22 protein-coding genes are annotated in these 22,332 nt (G+C 48.3%); 19 read left to right on the forward strand and 3 right to left on the reverse strand.

Annotated features, from left to right (window positions below):
- Positions 1 to 282: 282 nt before the first annotated feature.
- The 3 genes from HQN90_RS25800 to HQN90_RS25810 are packed head-to-tail and all read right to left on the reverse strand — an operon-like array spanning position 283 to position 2,784.
- Positions 283 to 585, reverse strand: a complete 303-nt coding sequence (locus HQN90_RS25800) for an MTH1187 family thiamine-binding protein (RefSeq protein WP_079416309.1) — start codon at positions 583 to 585, stop codon at positions 283 to 285.
- A gap of 46 nt (positions 586 to 631) precedes the next feature.
- On the reverse strand, positions 632 to 2,194 hold the full coding sequence (locus HQN90_RS25805) for a GMC family oxidoreductase (protein ID WP_173224071.1): 1,563 nt from the start codon (positions 2,192 to 2,194) through the stop codon (positions 632 to 634).
- On the reverse strand, positions 2,191 to 2,784 hold the full coding sequence (locus HQN90_RS25810) for a gluconate 2-dehydrogenase subunit 3 family protein (RefSeq protein WP_173224073.1): 594 nt from the start codon (positions 2,782 to 2,784) through the stop codon (positions 2,191 to 2,193). The genes HQN90_RS25805 and HQN90_RS25810 overlap by 4 nt, the downstream gene beginning before the upstream one ends.
- A 303-nt stretch (positions 2,785 to 3,087) precedes the next feature.
- On the opposite strand from HQN90_RS25810, the gene HQN90_RS38955 reads away from it, so the two are divergent.
- The 19 genes from HQN90_RS38955 to HQN90_RS25905 all read left to right on the forward strand — a co-directional run bounded on the left by HQN90_RS38955 (position 3,088) and on the right by HQN90_RS25905 (position 22,298).
- Entirely contained in the window at positions 3,088 to 3,939 is an 852-nt protein-coding gene (locus HQN90_RS38955; protein WP_246362843.1) for a C40 family peptidase, read from the forward strand.
- Between the two features lie 122 nt (positions 3,940 to 4,061).
- The gene (locus tag HQN90_RS25820; protein ID WP_173224075.1) at positions 4,062 to 5,177 is read left to right on the forward strand and encodes a PucR family transcriptional regulator; all 1,116 of its coding nucleotides are present in this window, start codon (positions 4,062 to 4,064) and stop codon (positions 5,175 to 5,177) included.
- 111 nt (positions 5,178 to 5,288) lie between these two features.
- The gene (locus HQN90_RS25825) at positions 5,289 to 6,419 is read left to right on the forward strand and encodes an ABC transporter ATP-binding protein (protein WP_079416319.1); all 1,131 of its coding nucleotides are present in this window, start codon (positions 5,289 to 5,291) and stop codon (positions 6,417 to 6,419) included.
- A gap of 167 nt (positions 6,420 to 6,586) precedes the next feature.
- Complete coding sequence (gene hprK / locus HQN90_RS25830; protein ID WP_079416321.1) at positions 6,587 to 7,528, forward strand: HPr(Ser) kinase/phosphatase; 942 nt, start codon at positions 6,587 to 6,589, stop codon at positions 7,526 to 7,528.
- Between the two features lie 37 nt (positions 7,529 to 7,565).
- On the forward strand, positions 7,566 to 8,543 hold the full coding sequence (lgt, locus tag HQN90_RS25835) for a prolipoprotein diacylglyceryl transferase (protein ID WP_173224077.1): 978 nt from the start codon (positions 7,566 to 7,568) through the stop codon (positions 8,541 to 8,543).
- Positions 8,521 to 9,189, forward strand: coding sequence for a pyrophosphatase PpaX (gene ppaX / locus HQN90_RS25840; RefSeq protein WP_173224079.1), 669 nt, complete (start codon positions 8,521 to 8,523; stop codon positions 9,187 to 9,189). The genes lgt and ppaX overlap by 23 nt, the downstream gene beginning before the upstream one ends.
- A complete protein-coding gene (locus tag HQN90_RS25845; RefSeq protein WP_173224081.1) occupies positions 9,186 to 9,680 on the forward strand; it encodes an acyltransferase in 495 nt (164 codons plus the stop codon). The genes ppaX and HQN90_RS25845 overlap by 4 nt, the downstream gene beginning before the upstream one ends.
- Before the next feature lie 205 nt (positions 9,681 to 9,885).
- Positions 9,886 to 11,103 (forward strand): ATP phosphoribosyltransferase regulatory subunit, encoded by a 1,218-nt coding sequence (locus tag HQN90_RS25850; RefSeq protein ID WP_173224083.1) that lies wholly within the window; start codon positions 9,886 to 9,888, stop codon positions 11,101 to 11,103.
- Between the two features lie 76 nt (positions 11,104 to 11,179).
- Positions 11,180 to 11,815, forward strand: a complete 636-nt coding sequence (gene hisG / locus HQN90_RS25855) for an ATP phosphoribosyltransferase (RefSeq protein ID WP_079416331.1) — start codon at positions 11,180 to 11,182, stop codon at positions 11,813 to 11,815.
- 107 nt (positions 11,816 to 11,922) lie between these two features.
- Positions 11,923 to 13,209, forward strand: a complete 1,287-nt coding sequence (hisD, locus tag HQN90_RS25860) for a histidinol dehydrogenase (RefSeq protein WP_173224211.1) — start codon at positions 11,923 to 11,925, stop codon at positions 13,207 to 13,209.
- Positions 13,210 to 13,818, forward strand: coding sequence for an imidazoleglycerol-phosphate dehydratase HisB (gene hisB / locus HQN90_RS25865; RefSeq protein ID WP_173224085.1), 609 nt, complete (start codon positions 13,210 to 13,212; stop codon positions 13,816 to 13,818).
- Between the two features lie 2 nt (positions 13,819 to 13,820).
- Positions 13,821 to 14,426, forward strand: coding sequence for an imidazole glycerol phosphate synthase subunit HisH (gene hisH, locus HQN90_RS25870; RefSeq protein WP_173224087.1), 606 nt, complete (start codon positions 13,821 to 13,823; stop codon positions 14,424 to 14,426).
- Between the two features lie 247 nt (positions 14,427 to 14,673).
- On the forward strand, positions 14,674 to 15,432 hold the full coding sequence (gene hisF / locus HQN90_RS25875) for an imidazole glycerol phosphate synthase subunit HisF (RefSeq protein ID WP_173224089.1): 759 nt from the start codon (positions 14,674 to 14,676) through the stop codon (positions 15,430 to 15,432).
- Positions 15,429 to 16,082 (forward strand): bifunctional phosphoribosyl-AMP cyclohydrolase/phosphoribosyl-ATP diphosphatase HisIE, encoded by a 654-nt coding sequence (gene hisIE, locus HQN90_RS25880; protein WP_173224091.1) that lies wholly within the window; start codon positions 15,429 to 15,431, stop codon positions 16,080 to 16,082. Before hisF ends, hisIE begins: the two co-directional genes overlap by 4 nt.
- A gap of 25 nt (positions 16,083 to 16,107) precedes the next feature.
- Positions 16,108 to 16,914 carry a histidinol-phosphatase HisJ gene (gene hisJ / locus HQN90_RS25885; protein WP_173224093.1) on the forward strand — a complete coding sequence of 269 codons (807 nt, stop codon included), beginning with the start codon at positions 16,108 to 16,110 and terminating at the stop codon, positions 16,912 to 16,914.
- A 74-nt stretch (positions 16,915 to 16,988) separates the two neighbouring features.
- Positions 16,989 to 17,939, forward strand: a complete 951-nt coding sequence (locus tag HQN90_RS25890; protein ID WP_079416343.1) for a ribose-phosphate diphosphokinase — start codon at positions 16,989 to 16,991, stop codon at positions 17,937 to 17,939.
- 323 nt (positions 17,940 to 18,262) lie between these two features.
- Positions 18,263 to 19,999: a tetratricopeptide repeat protein gene (locus HQN90_RS25895; RefSeq protein ID WP_079416345.1), complete on the forward strand. Its 1,737-nt coding sequence runs from the start codon at positions 18,263 to 18,265 to the stop codon at positions 19,997 to 19,999.
- Between the two features lie 172 nt (positions 20,000 to 20,171).
- On the forward strand, positions 20,172 to 21,119 hold the full coding sequence (gene trxB / locus HQN90_RS25900; RefSeq protein WP_173224095.1) for a thioredoxin-disulfide reductase: 948 nt from the start codon (positions 20,172 to 20,174) through the stop codon (positions 21,117 to 21,119).
- Positions 21,120 to 21,350: 231 nt separating this feature from the next.
- Positions 21,351 to 22,298, forward strand: a complete 948-nt coding sequence (locus tag HQN90_RS25905; RefSeq protein ID WP_173224102.1) for an ROK family glucokinase — start codon at positions 21,351 to 21,353, stop codon at positions 22,296 to 22,298.
- The last annotated feature ends 34 nt before the right edge of the window (positions 22,299 to 22,332 follow it).

Raw genomic sequence — 22,332 nt, forward strand, 5'->3', positions numbered from 1 at the left:
GTTTTTTTGTGCATCGTCCAGATAAATACATCAATTAATCCCATATTTAGGTAGTAATTATAAATTATTTAGACGATACTTTTTTCGGATTTCCATGTTAGGTTTGATGCAAAGCTATTGGAAATAAGCCACAAAAAGATGCATAATTGCAGGAATTTATTGATTTGCGGCTAAATCAAGCTCAAAAGGATGCATAATCGCAGGAATTTAATGATTGATGGAGCGAGCGAGATAAAAAAGGGCTGTCCACAAGTAGATTTTATACTTGAAGGACGGCCCTTTCTATTTTAGTTTGGCAGCCACAGACTGCATTTTTTGTTGCATGGAGGCCGGTTTATCGCGGCGATCGTCGATTTTGATCGAAGTGGAGACACGTTCGGCACCATTGGCAAAAGGGACCTCATGCACGGCACGGATGACCTCTAGTAAGCGATCTAAAGGGCCTTCGATAATGGTACCCATGGGGGTCATTTCAAAAGTAATGTCGGTATGCTTCTCTAGTTCTTTGTGCAGATCAGCCACATAACCGCTAAGACTGGTAGTAGCTGTTCCAATGGGAATAATGGTGAATTCAGCGATAGCCATGGATGTACGTCTCCTTTCATTTAACTTGTCTACATCCATTGTCGCATTAAGAGCTGGCAAGATCAATGATGTAGTCGGCTGTCCGAGCGGCAAGGGCCATAATGGTATGAGTGGGGTTAGCGCCGCTGGATGTCACGAAAAGGCTGGCATCGCAGATGAATAGGTTAGGAATATCATGACTTTGGCCATAGGAGTTCACGACGGAGTTGACTGGATTATTTCCCATGCGGCAGCCGCCCATAAGATGTTGGGTGTCTGGTACAACGAAAGCTACCTCGCCTGCAGCGGCTTTTAAGATCATTTGCATGTTGTCGACGGCATGATCGATTAGTTTCCGGTCATTGTCCCCGTAGCTGAAGGTGACTGTCGCTCGTGGCATGCCGTATTCATCTTTTTCAGCAGAAAGGCTGATATGGTTGTTCCAATCGGGTAGCACTTCACCTACCATCGTTAAACGTCCGTAATAGTTGTAATCAAGCATGACCTCTCTTAGCTTCGCCCCCCATAGAAGATCTGGCGAAGATTTGCTGATGCCCTGAGCCATATCAATCGGCTTTGACCCATGGGCATGAATGGTATAGCCACGGGCGAAGCCTCGCTTCGGATCCGTTTCATAGAAATCTTGCGTGGACGCTAAGACTGACGCACCTTTGTAGAGTCGAACTTCATGCTCAAACTTCGCATAAACATCGTTGCTGCTGTGCGTCATGACGGCGCGGCCAACCCAGCCGCTGGAATTGGCTAATCCGTCAGGAAACTGCGGAGTAGCCGAATGGAGCAGTAAGCGTGGCGTTTCGATAGCATGCGCGCATAGAATAACGGTTTTGGCTCGTTGACGGTAAGTCTCCCCTTGGTGAACAAAGAGAGCGCCACAGACATGTCCATATTCGTCAACTTCAATTTGAGTAACCATACAGTCCGCTAAAACCTCTGCACCAGCTTGGACGGCCTTGGGAATATGGACAATTAAGGTGCTGAACTTGGCATTCGGCATGCAGCCTTGCATACAGAAGCCGCGATTCGTGCAAGGGGATCGCCCATCCAACGGAGCGGAAAGGATAGCCAAGGGGGTTACCGCCGTTTGAATGCCTAGTGTTTTACAGCCTTTTTGGAATAGAGAAGCATTCGTGCTTAAGGAGCTCATCTCTGGAAAAGGATAAGGACCATGGAAATTTCCCCAAGGAAAATGTTTTGGTCCGGAGACAGCGATTTCTTTCTCTATCTTGGTGTAATAGGGTTCGAGATCTTTGTAATGTATAGGCCAGTCCTCGCCAACGCCGTCAATGGATTTCATTTTGAAATCAGACTCATGAAATCGCAGAAAAACGCCAGTAAAGCGCTGCGTGCCCCCACCGACTCCTCTTCCTGACGGATAAGCGCTCATATCCATAGCGCCAGTTCCCTCTATAATCCGAGTATCCTCCCAAGCAAGGTCTTTCATGCTCAGCTCGTCACTGGCGAAATCTTTCTGAGGATCGCGCCAAGGACCCGCCTCAAGGACGACAATACTCAGCCCGGCTTCGCTGAGCTCTTTGGCCAGCACGCCGCCGGCTGCACCTGCGCCTACGATTAATATATCAACGGCATCGTGCTCATGTCTCCAGTTCATGGCTTTCTCACTGCCTCCCAGGGGTCGAGTTGGCCTGGTTCCAGTACATATCCCTTGGGATAAGCGGGACCGCCAAAACCGATTTCAGACCAGACTAGGGGATGCGAGTAATAGGCTTCTACGCTTAGTTGAAGCACTTTATGAAAGAAGGCCTTTTGGGGAATGCCATCCCAAGCTGGTGTTGGGGGATAGCTGTCACTGCTGATTTGGAGCATGATCTGCCGCTGATCCACCTCATCCAATTTAAAGAACGGCTTGCTGCTTGCGATCCAACCGGCTTCATCGACGCCTTTAAGTCCTTGGCGCAGGAGCTGCCGGAGTGGGGGGACATGCGCTTTGCGCTGTCCTTCTCCTTTATTGTCAGTCAAAGCCTGATCAATGTGACAAAGGATGAATTGAATGATTTCGCCCCGTTGATCATCCATAAGCAGAGAGCACCAAGCTCGCAAGGTTTCCGCTTCGACTGGTGACACAAATCCATACGATTGGTTACGCACCAAACGTGCGGACACAATGGACCGAGTGTGAGGATCCCATTCCTTTTGGTCGTCCATTACGTCATATGTCGGATAGTAGCTGTTTTTAGGCATATGTTTTCAACCTCCGTATATTGCGCAAGGCCAATGTATCCGACCTATTTGTACAATTATTTCCAAAATAGCGAAGTTTATGAGTTTGAAGTCAAATAGCCTTATTTCCCAAAATGAATATTGTTTAGGAAATGAATGAAAATCATGGGGACTATCCCAATGAATCATCTGGAACGCCTGCCAATGTTATGTGCGAGTGGAAATATTTTAGGAATGAATGTCTATTCATTACCATGGTAACCTTGTTCTAGATCGATAGAACATTCCCATTTCTACAAACAATTATGCACTGGAGGAAATGTTATGATGAGAAGTTTGGCACACCGCACCCTAGGAATTACAGCGGCGATTACCATTGCTTTATCAGCAACTACAGCTGTTTCCGCTTATGCGGCTAATGATGATATGGATGCGGTATCCTTGGCGAAGAAAATGACGGGCGTGGATTATGTCAAAAGTGGCGAAACCCCTTCGGCAGGCTTTGATTCTTCTGGTCTGATCTATTACGTGTATCAAACGTTAAATTATTCGGTTCCTAGAACACTCAATGAACAGTTTAATATGAACAAAAAGAAAATTACCGACGTGGCTAAAGCAGAGCCAGGTGACGTCTTGTTCTTTGGCAGTGGGACTAAGCCATCCTATGCTGGGATCTATGTAGGAGAAGGTAAAATGGTCATGGCTTCCCAGAGCAAAGACGAAGTCGTCACTCGTAATGTGAGTGATTACAAAAAGAATTTCATCGGCGGCAGAAGCATTCTGTCGGCCAAGGATCGATTGAAGGCGGAGTTGATCCTGAGTTCTCAGAAATATCTCGGTACTCCCTACCTTTTTGGCGCCAAATATGGACAAACCAAAACGATGGATTGCTCCTCTTTTACCAAAACGGTTTTTGCCGAGTATGGGATTACACTGCCGCGTGTTTCTCGAGATCAAGCCAAGGAAGGAACGTTTGTGAGCAAAAGTAATTTGCAAGCCGGCGACTTAGTTTTCTTTACGACTGTGGACTCAGGTAAAAATATTGGACATGTTGGCATCTATGTCGGTAATGGCAATATGATCCACACGTACGGTGAAGGCGGTGTAAAATTCACTTCAATTAATAAAGAATGGTGGGCAGATCACTATGTGACAGCTCGCCGAGTGTTGAACTAATAGGCAAGACTAGAGCCCTTTTGCACCTTCGTGCGGGAGGGTTCTTTCACATCCGGAGTGTGACATATGGTACAATAGAGAGATAGATATAGATGATGCTATTGGAGTAAGGAGAGAGGCAAATGGATTGGGAGCGAGTAAAAGAGCGATTGGAAGCGGTTTTACAGGCGCCTATTGAGATTAGTTTGTTACCCGAGGCGGATTGGCAGCAGTTGATGGAAGAGCAGGAAGTACGGAATGAAAGCAACAGCCGAAGCGTGATACGCGGCCAAGATGTGTTGTTTTATTTAACTAAGGAACATAAAGATGTTCGTGTTCTGCAGGTGCTTGGAGCTCAGTTAACCGTCTCTGAACGGATGCTCGTTGAAATGGCTTTAGAGACGAAACAAACGCAAGAAAAAAAACAATGGGGAACGTTTCTGTCGGAAGATGAAAGAAAAGCGCACCAATTAAGGGACTGGCTGCTTGAGCAGATGGAACGAGGTTCAACTTACGCGGAGCTGCCCGACTCGCTTGCTTCACAATCTTCTCTCTATTCGACAAAGATTCCACTTCTTTTATATGGGGATTACTCTCAAAATCAAAGTGTTTCTTATGCCGAGCTGAAAAAGCTTCTGGAATCCTTCTTCGAATCTGAGATTATCTTAATTCCACTGCTCAATAAAGAGTGGTTGATTCTTGCGCCGGAAGGCTTGCTGACGAGCGGAAGTGAGGAGCGAGAGGGCGATGAGGAAGAGAGTGTCGAACAAACGCTTGATGCTCTAGGATCAGGCTTGTACGAAATGCTGGCCAATGAATGGGTGGGAGAGTGCCATCTTGCTATTGATTATCCGGTGAAGCCGGCGAAGTCTTTGTTCGCGACCATTCTGAAGCTGCGAGAAACGATTATGCTAGGGCGATCTTTCCACGTAGGAAGTTTCATTCATCTCCGCTGGGAGCTTCGCTTGGAGAAGCTGCTGCATTTAATAGACGAAGAAGAGAAGGCTGAATTCCTCGAGCAGGTGCTCCGCGGCACCGATCATGCGCTGGATACAGAGACGGTTACGACACTCGAGCACTTCTTCACACTAGACTGCAACGTAAGCGAAACGGCGAAGAAGCTTTATATTCATAGAAATACCCTGTTGTATCGTTTGGACAAGTTCAAAAATGAGACGGGGCTTGATGTAAGAACCTTCAATCATGCGGTATTAGTAAGGCTGGCATTACTATTGTACAAAGTAACGAAAAGAAAGTGATTTTTTTGTAGGGATTGTGCATAGTCAGTCAGGCATCTGTAGGGTAAGATGAGTATATTGAAAAGTTGATTAAGAAGTCATTGATCGATAAACCGTAGGGGGAATGAAACCATGGCAGGCGTACGTTTAAATCATATCGTTAAAAGATATTCTGGTGCAGAAGAATCTACAGTTAAAGATTTCCATCTTGAAGTTGAAGATAAAGAGTTCGTCGTATTGGTTGGAGCATCCGGTTGCGGAAAATCCACAACTCTTCGTATGATCGCAGGATTAGAGGAAATCACTGAAGGTGAATTGTACATCGGAGACCGCCTTGTTAATGATGTCGCTCCAAAAGACCGCGATATCGCGATGGTATTCCAATCCTATGCCCTTTATCCGCATATGACTGTTTATCAAAACATGGCATTCGGTTTGAAACTTCGTAAATTCAAAAAAGCTGATATCGATGCTCGCGTTCGCGAAGCAGCGAAAATTCTAGATATCGTTCATTTGCTGGACCGCAAGCCAAAAGCTCTTTCCGGTGGTCAACGTCAACGTGTTGCCTTGGGTCGTGCGATTGTTCGTGAGCCACAAGTCTTCTTGATGGATGAGCCGCTTTCCAACTTGGATGCGAAACTTCGTGTACAAATGCGTGCGGAAATCACAAAATTGACTAAACGTCTTGGTGTTACAACGATCTACGTAACGCATGACCAAATCGAAGCTATGACAATGGGCGATCGTATCGTTGTTATGGACAAAGGTATTATTCAACAAGCAGCTACACCAGAAGAAATCTACAACTTCCCAGTGAACATCTTCGTTGCGGGCTTCATCGGATCCCCATCCATGAACTTCATGACAGGTACATTGTCCCAAGAAGGAAGCGGAATCTTCTTCAAAGCCGGATCTGTTAACGTAGAAGTTCCAGCTGGTAAAGCACAAGTATTGAAAGATAAAGGTTTCGTTGGCAAAGAAGTGATTCTGGGTGTTCGTCCAGAAGATATCCACGAAGAGCCTGTATTCTTGGAAGCATCCCCGAACACAGTATTCAACGTTAACGTTGAGTTGACTGAGAACTTGGGTCACGAAATGTACTTGTACCTGAACGGTATCGGCGCAAACACAGTTATCGCACGTGTTGACGGTCGTTCCGGAATCAAAGAAGGCACAAACGTGAAATTGGCTTTGGATATGAACAAAGTTCATTTCTTCGATAAAGATACAACATTATCTATCTTGGTTAATCCAAACCTGTAGGTTTAAGTTAGAAGGGCCAGCCGTTATCGGCTGGCCTTTTTGTTTGCTTTACAAAGACGATAGTTGATTTCAATTAGGTATTCCATTACGATGAAAGTATTGGAAAGCTAGCAAGGAAGACAGATCAAGCACGTTATGCACAGGCGAAACTCGGAGGAGATAGGACGATGGCCAAAAAAGTGAAGGTTTCCGAAATGATAGAGCAACTCCATATGGAGGTTCTTGCAGGTGAATCCGGACTGAAACGTCCGATAACAACCGGAGATTTGTACCGTCCGGGCCTTGAGATGGCAGGGTATTTCAATTACCATCCAAGAGAACGGATCCAAATGCTAGGCAAGACGGAAATTACCTTCATGGAAATGTTGACGACGGGTGTGAGGAGAAACCGTGTGGAGCAGTTGTGCTCGCCAGAGGAGACACCTTGCATTATCGTGACGAGAGGACTAGATGTTCCGGTCGAGCTGTTAGAAGAAGCAACCAAACGTGATCTTCCCGTTCTTCGCAGCCAGATGTCGACAACCATATTCGCAAGTCGGTTAACAGGGTTTCTGGAGAATAAATTAGCTCCAAGCACGACCATTCATGGTGTACTTGTCGATGTCTACGGAATTGGCATTCTGATAACAGGAAGCAGCGGCATTGGTAAAAGTGAAACAGCGCTTGAGCTTGTCAAAAGAGGACATCGACTGATTGCCGATGATGCCGTAGAAATTCGTCAGAATGGCGACAAGGTATTGACGGGCAACGCGCCTGAGCTGATTCGACATTTGCTTGAAATCCGCGGTGTCGGTATTATCAATGTGATGACGCTGTTCGGGGCTGGAGCGGTTCGGAATGTGAAGAAAATCTCGGTTGTGGTGAAATTGGAGAATTGGCAGCAGGACAAGCAATATGACCGATTAGGTTTGGATGAGGAATTGACGCGAATTATCGATACGGATCTTCCGCTCGTTACGATTCCGGTTCGACCAGGCCGAAATTTGGCGGTTATCGTGGAAGTGGCGGCCATGAATTATCGATTGAAACGTATGGGCTACAACGCGGCGCTTCAATTTACGAATAAGCTGACGGAGTCATTGAATGAAGATTATGAGGATTTTGATTGAGGACTGACTGCATTTAATTGAATGAAGGAGTGAAACTATGCTCGAGAGTGTTGCGTTTTCCCTTGGACCGATACATGTCCGGTGGTATGGAATTATTTTAGGAGCAGCAGCGCTGATAGGCTTGTTAATCGCAATCCGCGAAGGGAAAAGATTCCGTATCGTCCCTGACTTTTTTATGGATTTACTATTGATTGGCGTACCTTCCGCCATTATTGGGGCAAGAATTTATTATGTTGCGTTCCAATGGAAAGATTATAAAAATAATTTAGCTGAAATTTTTATGATTTGGCATGGCGGGATAGCCATCTATGGAGCGTTAATCGGTGCGATTATCGGGACTTTTTTCTACATGCGAGCCAAAGGGTACTCATTCTTGCGAATCGCGGACATTTGCGCGCCAGGGTTGATTGTCGGTCAAGCGATTGGCCGTTGGGGCAACTTCATGAATCAGGAAGCGCATGGCGGACCAGTCACAGAGTCATTTTTGCGTGATACGCTGCATTTGCCGAATTTTATCGTGAATCAAATGAATATTGAGGGTACGTTCTATCACCCGGCATTTTTGTATGAATCCGTATGGAACATTGTTGGGCTGCTCTTGCTGCTGTGGTTGCGTCGCAGGCCGTTCCTGCGGGCAGGGGAACTGTTTTTCGGCTATTTCATCTGGTATTCCATCGGCCGCTTCTTTATTGAAGGCGTTCGGACGGATAGTCTTGATATTACGGGACCAGCATGGTTGGCTTCGCTGATGGATACGTTATGGTCACCTATGAGGCTGGTATTCGAACCGGGCGTGCTGACGTATGGCGGCAATATCAGATTCTCGCAGCTGCTGGCGCTTCTCATTGTGATCGCGTTGGTGATTGTCATTATTGTAAGAAGGAAAAAAGGCTACGCGAATGTGCGTTATGCCGATCCAATTGTATCCACCAAATCCGTGGAGAAGAATCAAGCAATCAAAGATCAAGAGGTAGAGGATAAAGGAGCAAATTATGATTCAAACCGTACTGTTTGACCTGGATGGCACGATTGTTGATACGAATGAGTTGATTGTGCAGTCCTTTCTGCATAGTTTGGATGGCGAAACACCGGAGCCCCTGAGTCGGGAGCTGATTATTCCGAATATGGGACGTCCGCTGGTGGAGCAAATGACATTTTTCACAGGACAGACTGAGGCTGAAGCAATTGAAGCGCTGATCAAGAAATACAGAACCTTCAATTTATCGAAACATGATGAGCTGGTAAAAGAATTCCCGAATGTTCGTATTGTGATGGAGAAGCTGCATGCAGCTGGTTATAAGATTGGCATCGTGACAAGCAAAATCCGACAAACGACATTAATGGGACTAAAGCTGTGCGGTCTGGATACTTTCATTAGTACGATCGTAACTGTGGAAGATGTGAAGGAAGCCAAGCCGCATCCAGAAGGCATTTTCGCGGCACTCAAGGAATTAGGAAGCACCCCCGATCAAGCCATCATGGTAGGCGATAGTCATTATGATATCGAGGCAGCGAAGAATGCAGGAGTTACCGCTGTTGGCGTTACTTGGTCTTGGAAAGGGCGTTCCTACTTGGAAGAGTATAGCCCCGATTATCTGATTGACGATATGTTTGACTTGCTCCCTATTGTGGGACTCACGTCGGATGTGGATGCTGGTTGAGACGAACGGACAAGTACCCTGTAGATGGACCTAATGCTTTATGGCAAATTTATCATACGGTCAGCAAGTGGAAAGCGATGAAGAATTTTGTTTTTATCCAGATCACTCGCTACTCCCCTTCGCTGCGGATGAAAAATTGGATTTATCGTCACGTATTGGGCATGAAGGTGGGTGAACATACCGCTTTTGCCTTGATGGTGATGGTGGATGTCTTTTTTCCGGAAAAGATTCATGTAGGGAGCAATACGATTATTGGCTATAACACCACGATTCTCGCTCACGAGTATTTGACCAAAGAGTATAGACTTGGCGAAGTGCATATTGGGTCTCACGTCATGGTGGGGGCCAATACCACAATTCTTCCAGGTGTAACGATTGGGGATTATGCTGTCATAGGAGCGGGATCCGTTGTACATAAGGATGTGGCTCCATACAGTTTTGTGGCGGGCAATCCGCTGCAAACGATAAAAGAAAGGCAAGATTCGAAATGAGAGTTGTGCGCTTGAGAGCAGTGCAGCTCTTTTTCTTTGCGTAGATAGAGGCTTATCCAATCAATAAAGTGACAATTGACGGTCCTAGGGTTACGTGATAAAATAGCCGTACATTCTTTATTTTGGTAGTATGGTAGCACGTTAATGTGATAAAGTATTTTATAAAAGGGAATGAGATTGAATTCCTAGATGTTGAGGTGAGACGGTGTCGAAGCCAAAAGTATTTGAAAAACCGTTAGGGGTTAAGGATTATTTGCCCGAAGCAGTGACGAAGCTGCGCAATATTGAATACCGTGTACTGGCTTGTATGGAGCGCTGGGGGTATAACCAGATCATTACGCCTACACTTGAATATTACGATACCGTTGGAGTCGCTAGCTCCACAGAAGATAAAAAGCTGTTCAAGCTGCTTGACCGCAAAGGAAAAACATTGGTTTTGCGTTCTGAATTAACAGCGCCAATTGCGCGTGTGGCCTCATCGCTTCTCAAGGAACATGCGTTCCCATTGCGATTATCTTATCATTCGAATGTATTTCGGGCAATTGAAGAGGAAGCGGGACGGGACTCGGAGTTTTTCCAGACGGGCGTTGAGCTTGTTGGCGATGCTTCCTCCGAAGCTGATGCAGAGGTTGTAGCTCTGGCGATTGCTTCTCTACAGGCCGCAGGTGTAAATACATTCAAAATTGCTTTGGGCCATGTAGGCTTCCTGAACGGTTTGTTCCAGGAAACGCTTGAAGGACGCAGCGATGCGCAGCTGGCGTTGAAGGAGCACTTGCTTAGTCGGGATTACGTCGGCTACCGTGAAGCGATCAAGGCACTGGCACTTACACCAGAAGTAGATCGTGAGCTTAATGGGGTGTTGAGACTAAGAGGCGGAGATGAGATTTGTGAGCAAGCCCGCATGGTGTCTCAGCATCCAATCGCACAGGATGCGATTCGCCATCTGTGCGAAGTATGGGATGTTCTGAAAGCCTATGGGGTTAGTGAGCATGTGGTGATCGACCTAACGATGATTGGAGATTTCTCCTACTATACAGGTATGACTTTCGAAGGATATGCGGCGGATCTTGGATTCCCGGTTTGCAGTGGAGGCCGGTATGACAATCTGCTCAGTCAGTTCGGGCGTCCGGCTCCGGCCACAGGCTTTGCCCTGAAGACGAATCGGATTCTCGAAGTTACAGGGAAAGAAACGGCGGAAGAGCCAAGCCGTGTGCTGATCGCTTATGATAGCGAGCATCGGGAAGAGGCGCTGCAGCTGGCGAAAGCGATGCGCGACAGCGAGCAAGAGGTTGTCGTTATTACACAGCTGGTAAGTGAGCGGGAAGCTTGGGCTAAGGAACTGTCGCAGACAGAAGACGGCGCTTACGAGCTTCGGGGAACGGTTTATCAGGATGTTATTAAGATGATAGACGCAGCAGTGTAGCATGACAGGATCGAAGCGATGAGCGCTAAGGTGCGTGAATCCTTTGATGGATGTAAGGTTGAAGGAGGTTGGCACAGTGGACGATATTTTAAAAGTAGCGATGCCGAAAGGCCGTATTTATAAACAAGCAGCAAAATTGTTTCATCTAGCGGGTCTGCCGATTCCAGAGGATTTGGAGGAAGGGCGTCGATTGATCATTCCAGTGCCTGAGGCCAGAATGGAATTTATTCTCGCGAAGCCAGTTGATGTTCCGACGTATGTAGAGTACGGCGTAGCGGATATCGGCGTTGTCGGCAAAGATGTTCTGATGGAAGAAAATCGCAACGTCTATGAGCTGCTGGATCTGGGGATTGCGCGTTGCCGCATGTCAGTCATTGGACTGCCGGATTGGAAGCAAGTCATTAACCCGCGTGTGGCGACGAAATATCCTAACGTGGCTTCCCAATATTTCCGTGAGAAAGGGCAGCAGGTTGAAGTTATTAAGCTGAATGGTTCTATCGAGCTTGCCCCGTTGATCGGTCTTGCCGATCGAATCGTGGATATGGTGGAAACGGGCCAGACGCTCATGGAGAACGGACTTGTGGAGCAAGAGGAAATTTTCCAGATTACGAGCCGCTTAATTGCGAATCGGGTTAGTTACCGTATGAAGAATGAATCTATTCAGCGATTGTGTGACATGCTGCAGGCGGTATTGCCTGTGGCTAAGGTATAGATGAAGTAGTGCAATGACATAGAAGAAGCATTAAGAGAAAGAACAAGAGAAAGAACAAGAGAAAGAACTAGAGTCAAGTGAAGCAAGATGAAGAGAGGATGATGGATATGCGGATACTTCCCGCCTCGGAATTTCAATTGAACCGCGAGGTCGAATACGGCTCGCCGGAGCAAAATGAGACCGTCCGCCGCATCATCGATGAGGTGCGCCAGGACGGAGACGCTGCGCTGATACGCATGGCGCAGCAGTTCGACAACGTCGAGATCGCTGAGCTTCGCGTCAGCGACGAGGAGATCCAGGCGGCGTACGCGCAGGTGGACGCCGAGTTTCTGGCGGCGCTGCGTCAAGCCGCTGCGAATATTCGTGCGTTTCATGAGAAACAGAAACGCACGTCGTGGATGGACCTGCAGGCGAACGGCAGCCTGCTGGGCCAAATCATCCGACCGCTGAAGCGGGTCGGATTGTATGTGCCCGGAGGCAAGGCGGCTTACCCTTCCTCCGTGCTTATGAACGCCATCCCCGCGATCGTTGCGGGGGTGCCGGAGATCGCGATGGTGACGCCTCCGGCCACCGCGGGTGAAGCGGGCATCAACCCGCATATTCTCGTGGCAGCAGCCGAAGCGGGTGTGAAAGAGATCTACCGCGTAGGCGGGGCGCAGGCGGTAGCCGCGCTGGCCTACGGGACGCAGTCCATTCCTCCGGTCGACAAGATCGTCGGACCGGGCAACATCTACGTCGCGCTGGCGAAGCGCTTCGTATTCGGCGTCGTCGATATCGATATGATCGCCGGGCCTACAGACATCGTCGTGCTGGCAGATGAGCACGCCGATCCCGAATACATCGCGGCTGATTTGCTGGCGCAAGCCGAGCATGACGAGATGTCACCGGCGATTCTGGTGACCCCGTCGCAAGAGCTGGCCGAATCAGTTCGGCTGGAGCTATGGCGGCAGCTGGATGTGCTGCCGAAGAAAGCCATCGCAGCGGTGTCCACTGCGACCAAAGGAGCGATCCTCTTGGTGGGTAGTCTCGACGAGGGCGTGGACGTCGTCAATCGCTTGGCGCCGGAGCATTGCGAGCTGCTGGTGCAGGAGCCTTTCAACCTGCTGCCGCGCATCGAGAATGCTGGCGCTATTTTCCTCGGCGCCTACAGTACGGAACCCGTCGGCGATTATTTCGCCGGACCGAACCACGTGCTGCCGACGAACGGCACGGCACGTTTCTCATCTCCACTGAATGTGGATGATTTCCTCAAAAAATCAAGCGTTATTCACTATAGCAAGGAAGCGCTCCTCGCCAACGGCGAGATGATCATGACACTTGCCCGCAACGAAGGGCTGGAAGGTCACGCGAGAGCGGTGGAAGTAAGACTCAAGAAGGAAGGGAAGTTGAAATAGATGGCTGAACAGGATCAAGCTCTGACTCGCTCCGCGAGTGTAGCCCGCAAAACGAATGAAACCGACATTGCCCTGAAGTTCGAGGTAGACGGAACAGGAATTTCAGAGCTTCAAACGGATGTGCCTTTCTTGAATCATATGCTCGATTTGTTCACGAAGCATGGGCAATTCAATCTGAATGTCAACGCCAAAGGCGATATCGAGATTGATGATCATCACACGGTAGAGGATATCGGGATTTGTTTAGGCCAGACGCTTCGCGAAGCTTTGGGCGATAAACGGGGAATTAAACGCTATGCCAGCGTGTTCGTTCCGATGGACGAGGCGCTTGCGCAAGTCGTCATTGATATTAGCAACCGTCCGCATTTTGAATATCGTGCGCAGTATCCTTCACAGAATGTCGGCAGCTTCGATACGCAGCTCGTTCAAGAGTTCTTGTGGAAGCTGGCGCTGGAAGCCCGTATTACGCTTCATGTTATCGTGCATTATGGGCAGAACACGCATCACATGGTAGAAGCCGTGTTCAAAGCGTTAGGCCGTGCCTTGGATGAAGCAACCTCGATTGATCCTCGCGTGCAGGGGGTTCCTTCGACGAAGGGAGTGCTGTAAGCATGATCGCCATTATTGATTATGGAATGGGCAATTTGCATAGCGTGAGCAAAGCGGTGGAGCGTCTTGGCTACGAAGCCGTTGTGACTGGGGATGCGGAGCAGATCCTCGCCGCTGAAGGAGCTATCCTGCCCGGCGTAGGGGCTTTCGGCGATGCGATGGAGCAATTGCGCGAGTCGGGGCTAGACGACGTTGTTCGGCGCTATGCGGAGTCTGGGAAGCCGCTGCTCGGCATTTGCCTCGGGATGCAGCTCTTGTTCGCCAGCAGCGAGGAGCACGGAAACCATGAGGGGCTTGGCCTCTTGCCAGGTTCAGTCGTTCGCTTCCGTGGAGATTACAAGGTTCCGCATATGGGATGGAATCGACTCAGCTACAAGCAGAGCGCAAGTCCGATTTTCCAAGGCATCGAAGAAGGGCATGTGTATTTCGTGCACTCTTACCATGCGAAGCCGGAGCGCGAAAGCGATCTGTTGGCGGTAACGGATTACCACCAGCCGGTGACGGCAATTGTAGGCCGGGATAACGTATACGGCATGCAGTTTCACCCCGAAAAAAGCGGGGATATTGGGATGCAGTTGTTGAACAATTTTCTGGCGATGTGTAAGTAGGCGAAATAGAGGGCTCTAAGGGCTCTTATTTGGCTGGATGGCAGGGTTCGGCAGCGAACAGAAGTCTTTAGGGGCTCTTATTCGCGCGATATCGCGGAAATTGAGTCGATTTTGGAGAGATAGAAGTCTTTGGAGACTCTTAAATGGAGCAATTTGGTTGATTTCATGCCAATAGAAGCCTTTAGGACTCTTATGGCTGTGAGTATCATAGGATACAAGCTGTTAAGTTAAAAAGGAGGTACCCCTCATGTTAGCCAAAAGAATTATCCCTTGCCTAGACGTCAAGGATGGCCGTGTGGTCAAAGGCGTAAATTTTGTAAATTTGCGCGATGCGGGCGATCCGGTGGAGCTGGCGGCGATTTATGATAAAGAAGGCGCAGATGAGCTGGTGTTTCTCGATATTTCGGCTTCTGTCGAAGGCCGCGCTACGATGGTTGAGGTTGTTCGTCAGACCGCAGGAGAGATTACGATTCCTTTTACTGTAGGCGGCGGTATCTCCAGCGTGGACGATATGAAACGCTTGCTGCGTGCCGGAGCGGATAAGATCGGGATTAACACGGCAGCGGTTCGCAACCCTCAGCTCGTATCTGAAGGAGCGCGCAAGTTCGGTTCCCAGTGCATTGTCGTCGCCATTGACGCCAAGTTTAACAGCGAGTGGGGCGAGTGGGAAGTGTTCACGCACGGCGGTCGCAATGCCACAGGCATCAAGACGCTGGAGTGGGCGAAACGGATGGAGGAGCTTGGCGCAGGCGAAATTCTCCTTACCAGTATGGACGCAGACGGTACGAAAGACGGTTTTGACTTGAAGCTGACACGCGCCGTGTCCGAGCTGCTGACAATTCCTGTCATTGCCTCGGGCGGAGCGGGTAAAGCGGAGCACTTTTATGATGTTTTCACAGAGGGCAAAGCGGATGCAGGACTGGCCGCCACCATTTTTCACTATAAAGAGTTAACGATTCAAGGGGTCAAAGATGACCTTAAAGGTAAAGGGGTTGAAATCCGATGACATTTTCAATTGATCAGATTAAATTTGATGCACACGGACTTGTACCTGCCATCGTGCAGGATGCTGTTAGTAAAGAAGTGCTTATGCTGGCTTATATGAACAGTGAGTCCTTGCAGCGTACGATTCAAACGGGTGACACTTGGTTCTGGAGCCGTTCCCGCGGGGAGCTTTGGAATAAAGGAGCAACTTCCGGTCATACGCAAAAAGTGAAATCACTGCGCTACGACTGCGATGGCGACACGCTGCTCGTGCTTGTAGAACAAGTTGGACCTGCCTGCCACAACGGCACGTATACTTGTTTCACAGAAAACGTCCCAGTGGAAGGGGCTGCTCAAGAAGCAACGCCTGCTGCAGAGGGCAACCGTTTTGCCATTCTTGGCGAGCTCGAAGCCGTTATCGCTTCCCGTGATGCTGAGCGCCCAGAAGGTGCTTATACCACGTACCTATTCGAAAAAGGTGTCGATAAGATTCTTAAAAAGGTCGGAGAAGAAACCGCCGAAGTCATTATCGCAGCCAAAAATAAAGACAATGACGAGCTTCGTTATGAAGCTAGCGATCTTATTTTCCACTTGATGGTTCTGCTTCGCAATAATAAATTGCCTTTGGACGATATTATGAAAGAGTTAGCCAATCGGCATGTCAAAAAATAAATAAACGACCTGGAGTGAATTCACGATGTTGATTGATTATCATACACATCATGTGCGCTGCGGTCACGCCTCCGGGGAACTGGAGGCTTACGTCAAACGCGGCATCGAGATCGGGCTGGGCCAATTGGGGCTATCGGATCATATGCCGCTTTTGCATGTGAACCCGCAGGAATATTGGCCGGAGATGGCTATGCCGATGGAGGAATTGCCCCGCTATGTGGAGGAGTGCCTGCATCTCAAAGAAAAGTACAAGGACCAGATTGATATCCGCGTTGGCTTAGAGGGTGACTATATCGAAGGCTACGAGTCGGAAATTGCTGCCATTATCAAGGCGTATCCGTGGGATTATGTCATTGGTTCGGTCCATTTTCTGGGTGAGTGGGATATTTCGGATTTCAGGCAGACAGCAGGTTGGGATGGCAAGGATATCTACGAAGTGTATACCCAGTACTATGATGCCGTGAAGAAAGCAGCGCGAACGGGACTCTATGACTATATCGGTCATATCGATGTGATCAAACGCTTCGGCTACAAGCCGGACCGTGATCCGTGGGAACTGGAGAAGGCGGCTTTGGACACGGTCAAAGAGTGCGGTCTGGCCATTGAGCTTAACGCATCCGGCCTTCGGATGCCTTGCAAAGAGATGTTTCCGAGCCGGCGAATGCTGGAATATTGCCATAAGGTGGGAATTCCTTTGACGATAGGCTCAGATGCCCATCAGCCGGAACGTCTTGCCCAATATTTGGATGAGGCTAGAGACCTGTTGAAAATGATCGGATTTAACGAAATAGCCACATTTCATGCACGAAAACGACAACTTGTGACTTTTTAAATTCGACACCTTTCATGTATAATGAGTAGGGCGTGACAATCTATTTAATGAACCTTCGGAGGTAACCATTAACCATGCATAGCGACAATGTTAAAATTTTTTCCGGATCTTCGAATCCGAAGCTTGCGGAACGTATTTGTAAAGAGCTCGGCCAGCCGCTTGGACAAATCAAACTATCCCGTTTTAAAAGCGGAGAAATCTACTGTCTCTACGAAGAAACGATTCGTAACTGTGACGTATTCCTGGTACAAACCTTCTCTCATCCAATTAATGAGCATATGATGGAACTCTTAGTCATGATGGATGCAGCAAAAAGAGCATCTGCAAAAACGATCAACCTTGTCATTCCATATTATGGTTACTCTCGTCAAGAACGTAAAGCTGCTCCACGTGAGCCAATTTCTGCTAAATTAGTAGCTGACTTGTTCAGTGCTGCCGGTGCGACTCGTGTTGTCACGATTGACCTGCATGCGCCTGCGATTCAAGGCTTCTTCAATATTCCAGTGGATCATCTGACTGCGCTAGACGTGATCAGTGATTGCATCAAAAAGAAAAACCTGCCGAACCCGATCATCGTATCGCCAGACGCAGGCCGCGCCACTACCGCTGAGAAAATGGCCAACATCCTGGATGCGCCATTCGCTATGATGATCAAAAAACGTCCTGAACACAACGAGTCCGTGATTACTCACGTAATTGGCGATGTTGTGGGCCGTACGCCGATCATTATCGAGGATCTCATCGATACGGGAACAACGATTGTCAACGTTGTAGAGAGCCTGAAAGAGCGGGGAGCCCACGATGTTTACATCTGTGCGACGCATCCTGTATTCTCCGGCCCTGCCTTGCAGCGTTTGGATCACCCGAACATTAAGGAAGTTATCATTACCGACTCCATTGCGATTCCAGAAGGGCACTCGGATAAATTCAATGTGCTTTCTGTAGCTCCGTTGTTGTCGGATGCGATCCGTATTATTAATGATGGCGGATCCCTATCCTCCCTCTTCAAATACGGCGGCGTATAAGGAAGCTTTCCAAGCTGACTTTGAAAACGATGTTGATTCAGGGAGGCTGATTCGGCGTCGAATCTTGAACGAAATCCGGGAACTGCGGTACTCACGTAGGCTCACCTACGCTCCGTTCCTCGTTCCTCGGATTTTGTCCAACCTTCTCGGTTTTGAAAGCCAACCTGTAAAGCCTCGATTTCAATAGGATCAAAAGACAAAGCTCAAGAGCTAAATTCAAACCCTAAAAGCAAGTCCAGATCTTACCTTCGGATTATGTTTTTGGCTTCCAAGCGATCTATGGTATAATTTGAGTGTAATCAAATTACCGGAGGTGTCTTGCTATGGAAAAGATTAAGCGCGTGTCCGATGCACCAAAGCCAAAAGTTATTTCGATTAACATGGATGCCGCATTCTTTTTCGAGAGAGCGGTTCAATCTTTGGATCGGTTTCATTATGATAAGGCACTGAAATATTTCCGGCGGGCCGCAGAGTATGAGCAGGATAACCCTGTGAATCATTGCAACCTTGCGGGAGTTCTTTCGGAAATGGGTAATTACGACGAGTCGAACCAAATTTTGCAGCAGATCCTTGAAACCATTGATCCCGAGATGACGGAATGTCACTTTTATATGGCTAACAATTATGCCAACATGGAGAATTTCGAGCAGGCAGAACAAGCGTTGGTTCGGTATTTGGAGACTGACCCTACAGGTCAATTCATGGATGAATCCGAAGAAATGATGGAAATGCTGAGCTACGAGCTTGAACGACCCGCCCCTCTCACTAGCATTAAGAGTCGAGAAGGGCTCTTCGAGCATGATAAGGCCCGCGCCCTTCTTGAAGAAGGGAAATTCGCTGAAGCTGTGAGACAGCTGGAGAAATTGGTGAAGAATCAACCTGATTTCACGGCGGCGCGGAACAATTTGGCCCTTGCTTATTACTATATGGGTCAATTTGAGAAGGCGATGGAAACGATCAAAGGGGTACTGGAGATCGATGCCGGAAACCTGCATGCACTTTGTAATATGGCGATTTTCCATCAGCATTTTGGGAACAAGCAGGAGCTGGCAGAACTGACAGATCTCCTGCGCAAGACGTTTCCCTATCAGCAGGACCATGTGTTTAAGCTTGCAACGACAATGGGCATTTTGTCCGAACATGAGAAGGCCTACCACTTGTTTAAGCGTCTGCTGAAAGCAGGGGATGGCACGTCTGATCCTTGCCTCTATCATTATGCAGCTGTGGCGGCTTGTCATATTGGCCGATTCACCGAAGCTTATCGCTACTGGAAGCAAGCTCAGAAGCTTGACCCAGGTGCGGAGATATCCAAGTTCTACTTGGAGCAGCTGCGTACTCGCGATAAGGTGGAGGAACCATTGACATGGAGCTACCACTATCATCTGCCGTTCGAAGAACAATTCCGTGTGTTAGAGAAATCGACACAAGGAATACCGGACCAATTGAAGAAAGATCCGCTTGTGCGCTCATCCTTCTTCTGGGCATTGCGTCATGGCGATATCGAGACGAAATTGCAGGTTATTCAAGCGTTTGGCTTGATTGCTGACAATGAAGTGAGGGACGCTCTGCAGGATTTCATTCTGGATCGTCAAGAGGACGATTATTTGAAGAAGGTTGCCATTTTCGTGCTTCGCAGCATGGGGATTCGCGAGGCCATTCCCGCATATTTGGAAAATGAGAAGATTATGGTGGAAGCTTCGCCATATTCGCCGCATTTGCCGGTTTGGGATGCCAAATGGCAGAGTGTGATGGAGACCGCGCTTTCTCATATGCACAAACGGTATGATATGGTGCAGCAGTACGATCTGGAAATTCTGTGGGTGGAATTTCTGACGAAAATTTACCCGAACGTGCCTAAGATTAATAAATCGGAGGGCTGGGCCGCTGCATTGGAATATCTGATTGCGAAGATGCATCGCCGGGCGATTTCTTATCAGGAAGTATCTACGCGCTATGGTGTAACGGTTTCGACGGTCAGTCGCAATGTGAAGCTTATTGATGATACATGCGGCTTGCGTGAGAAGATGGAAGCGATCTTCAATAAATTTACAAGTATTTGACAGCTGGGTCCTGGTATTGCTGCAGGACTCGCTTTCATAAATAAATTTAGCAGCGGTCTGACTGACTGCTTGCCAGCGTTTATAGGAAGCCTATGATGAGGTTTGTTAAACAAGCGCATCAGATGCTTTCACAGATAGCTTTCTTAAGGAAAGCACCTAGGAGGGAAACCATATGTACAAATCAGTCGTCGTAGGAACAGGGCCATCCGGTCTAACAGCTGCTATTTATTTAGCGCGTGCCAACTTGAGTCCGCTCGTTATTGAAGGACCAGAGCCAGGCGGTCAATTGACCACCACTACCGAAGTAGAGAATTTCCCCGGCTTCCCTGAAGGGATTATGGGACCTGAACTGATGGAAAATATGCGCAAGCAAGCAGAACGCTTTGGCGCTGAATTCAAAACAGGGTGGGTTAACTCCGTAGAACTGACGAATCGTCCTTTCAAACTGCAAGTGGAAGGTCTTGGCGAAATCGAGACAGAAACGCTGATCATCTCTACAGGTGCTTCTGCCCGTTTGCTTGGCATTACGAACGAGAGAGAAAACATTGGACGCGGCGTGAGTACTTGCGCAACGTGTGACGGCTTCTTCTTCCGCGGCAAAAAGATTATCGTTGTTGGCGGCGGAGATTCCGCGATGGAAGAAGCGAACTTCTTGACTCGTTTTGCTTCCGAGGTTCGTTTGGTTCACCGTCGTGATGAGCTTCGCGCTTCCAAGATCATGCAGGACCGTGCTCGCGGCAACGAGAAAGTGAAATGGGCCCTGAACAATACACCGCTTGAAGTCATTGCAGGTGAAAAAGGGGTAACCGGCCTGAAAGTAACCAATAATGTGACCGGTGAAGAAGAAATCATCGAAACGGACGGTATCTTCGTAGCAATCGGCCATACGCCGAATACGAAGTTCCTTGGTGGACAAATCGATACCGATGAGCATGGCTACATTGTTGTGAAGCCAGGCACCACAGAAACGAACATCCCTGGCGTATTCGCTTGCGGTGACGTTCAGGATACGAAGTATCGCCAAGCCATCACGGCAGCAGGCAGCGGATGTGCAGCTGCGTTGGAAGCTGAAAAGTTCCTTGAAGGCAGCATCGTGCATGATTGGAGTCAAACGCTGTAAGAGGCGGATGTCGCTACAACAAACGTGGGAGGCTATGCTTTCCACGTTTTCTCTTTTCTTTGGGTGCATAGTTGAATCTTGACCAGCTTACAGGCTTGACTTATAGTGGGAACAGGAGCATAAGTAAACCCCACAAAGTGACGCATAGCCTTCGAAGCATAATCCGATTACTTTGCGGGGCCCCGGGAAAATATCCGAAAATTTTATGATTATTCATGAGGTGACTTTGTAATGTCAAACCAGATTTATATCGGTGTAGATTTAGGCGGTACCAACATTAAAGTGGGTCTTTGCGATGAGCAAGGGAAGCTGCTGCATACGTATGAAGGACCAACGAGTGCGGAGAACGGTGCTGAATTTGTCATTGGACGAATCGCGCAGTATGTGAAGCAAATTGTCGAAGACTCCTCGTATGAGTGGGATCAAGTCGCAGGGATCGGCGCAGGTTTAGCTGGATTCATGGACATTCCTGAAGGATTCATCAAATTCTCCCCTAATTTGCAATGGCGCAATATCCCGGCGAAAAAGATGCTGGAAGAGCTTCTTGGCAAAACGGTAAAGATCGACAATGATGCCAATGTTGCAGCTTTAGGCGAGGCTTGGGCTGGTGCAGGAGCGGGAATCCCGAATGTTGTCTGCTATACGCTTGGAACAGGCGTAGGCGGCGGGATTATTATTAACGGTAAAATATATCAAGGATCTGCAGGCATGGCTGGCGAGTTAGGGCATATGTCCATCGTACCGGATATTGAAGCCATTCAATGCGGATGTGGTCAAATGGGATGTCTGGAAACCGTATCTTCCGCGACGGGGATCGTTCGTATGGCCAATGAAGCTGTGGAACGCGGTGAAAGAACGACGCTTTCTCTTCATGAGAAAATTGAAGCCAAACACGTGTTCGATGCAGCGAAAAGCGGAGATGAAGTTTCCTTGCGCATTGTAAACCGTGCTGCTTATTATATTGGGCGTTCCATGGCGGCATTGGCTGTTGTGATTAATCCCAAAAGATTCATCATCGGTGGCGGTGTTTCCAAAGCAGGAGAAATTCTGTTCCAGCCGATTCGCGAAACCTTTAAGAAATATACACCAGAGACAGCGGCAGAAGGCGTTGAAATTGTTGCTGCTACACTTGGCAATGATGCAGGGGTTGTAGGCGCTGCTGGTTTGAATTTACGCTAAATGTTCAGGCAAGGCTCGTAGGTTTAGCCGCTTG

The organism is Paenibacillus alba (genome assembly GCF_013204855.1).
Lineage (GTDB): Bacteria > Bacillota > Bacilli > Paenibacillales > NBRC-103111 > Paenibacillus_E > Paenibacillus_E alba.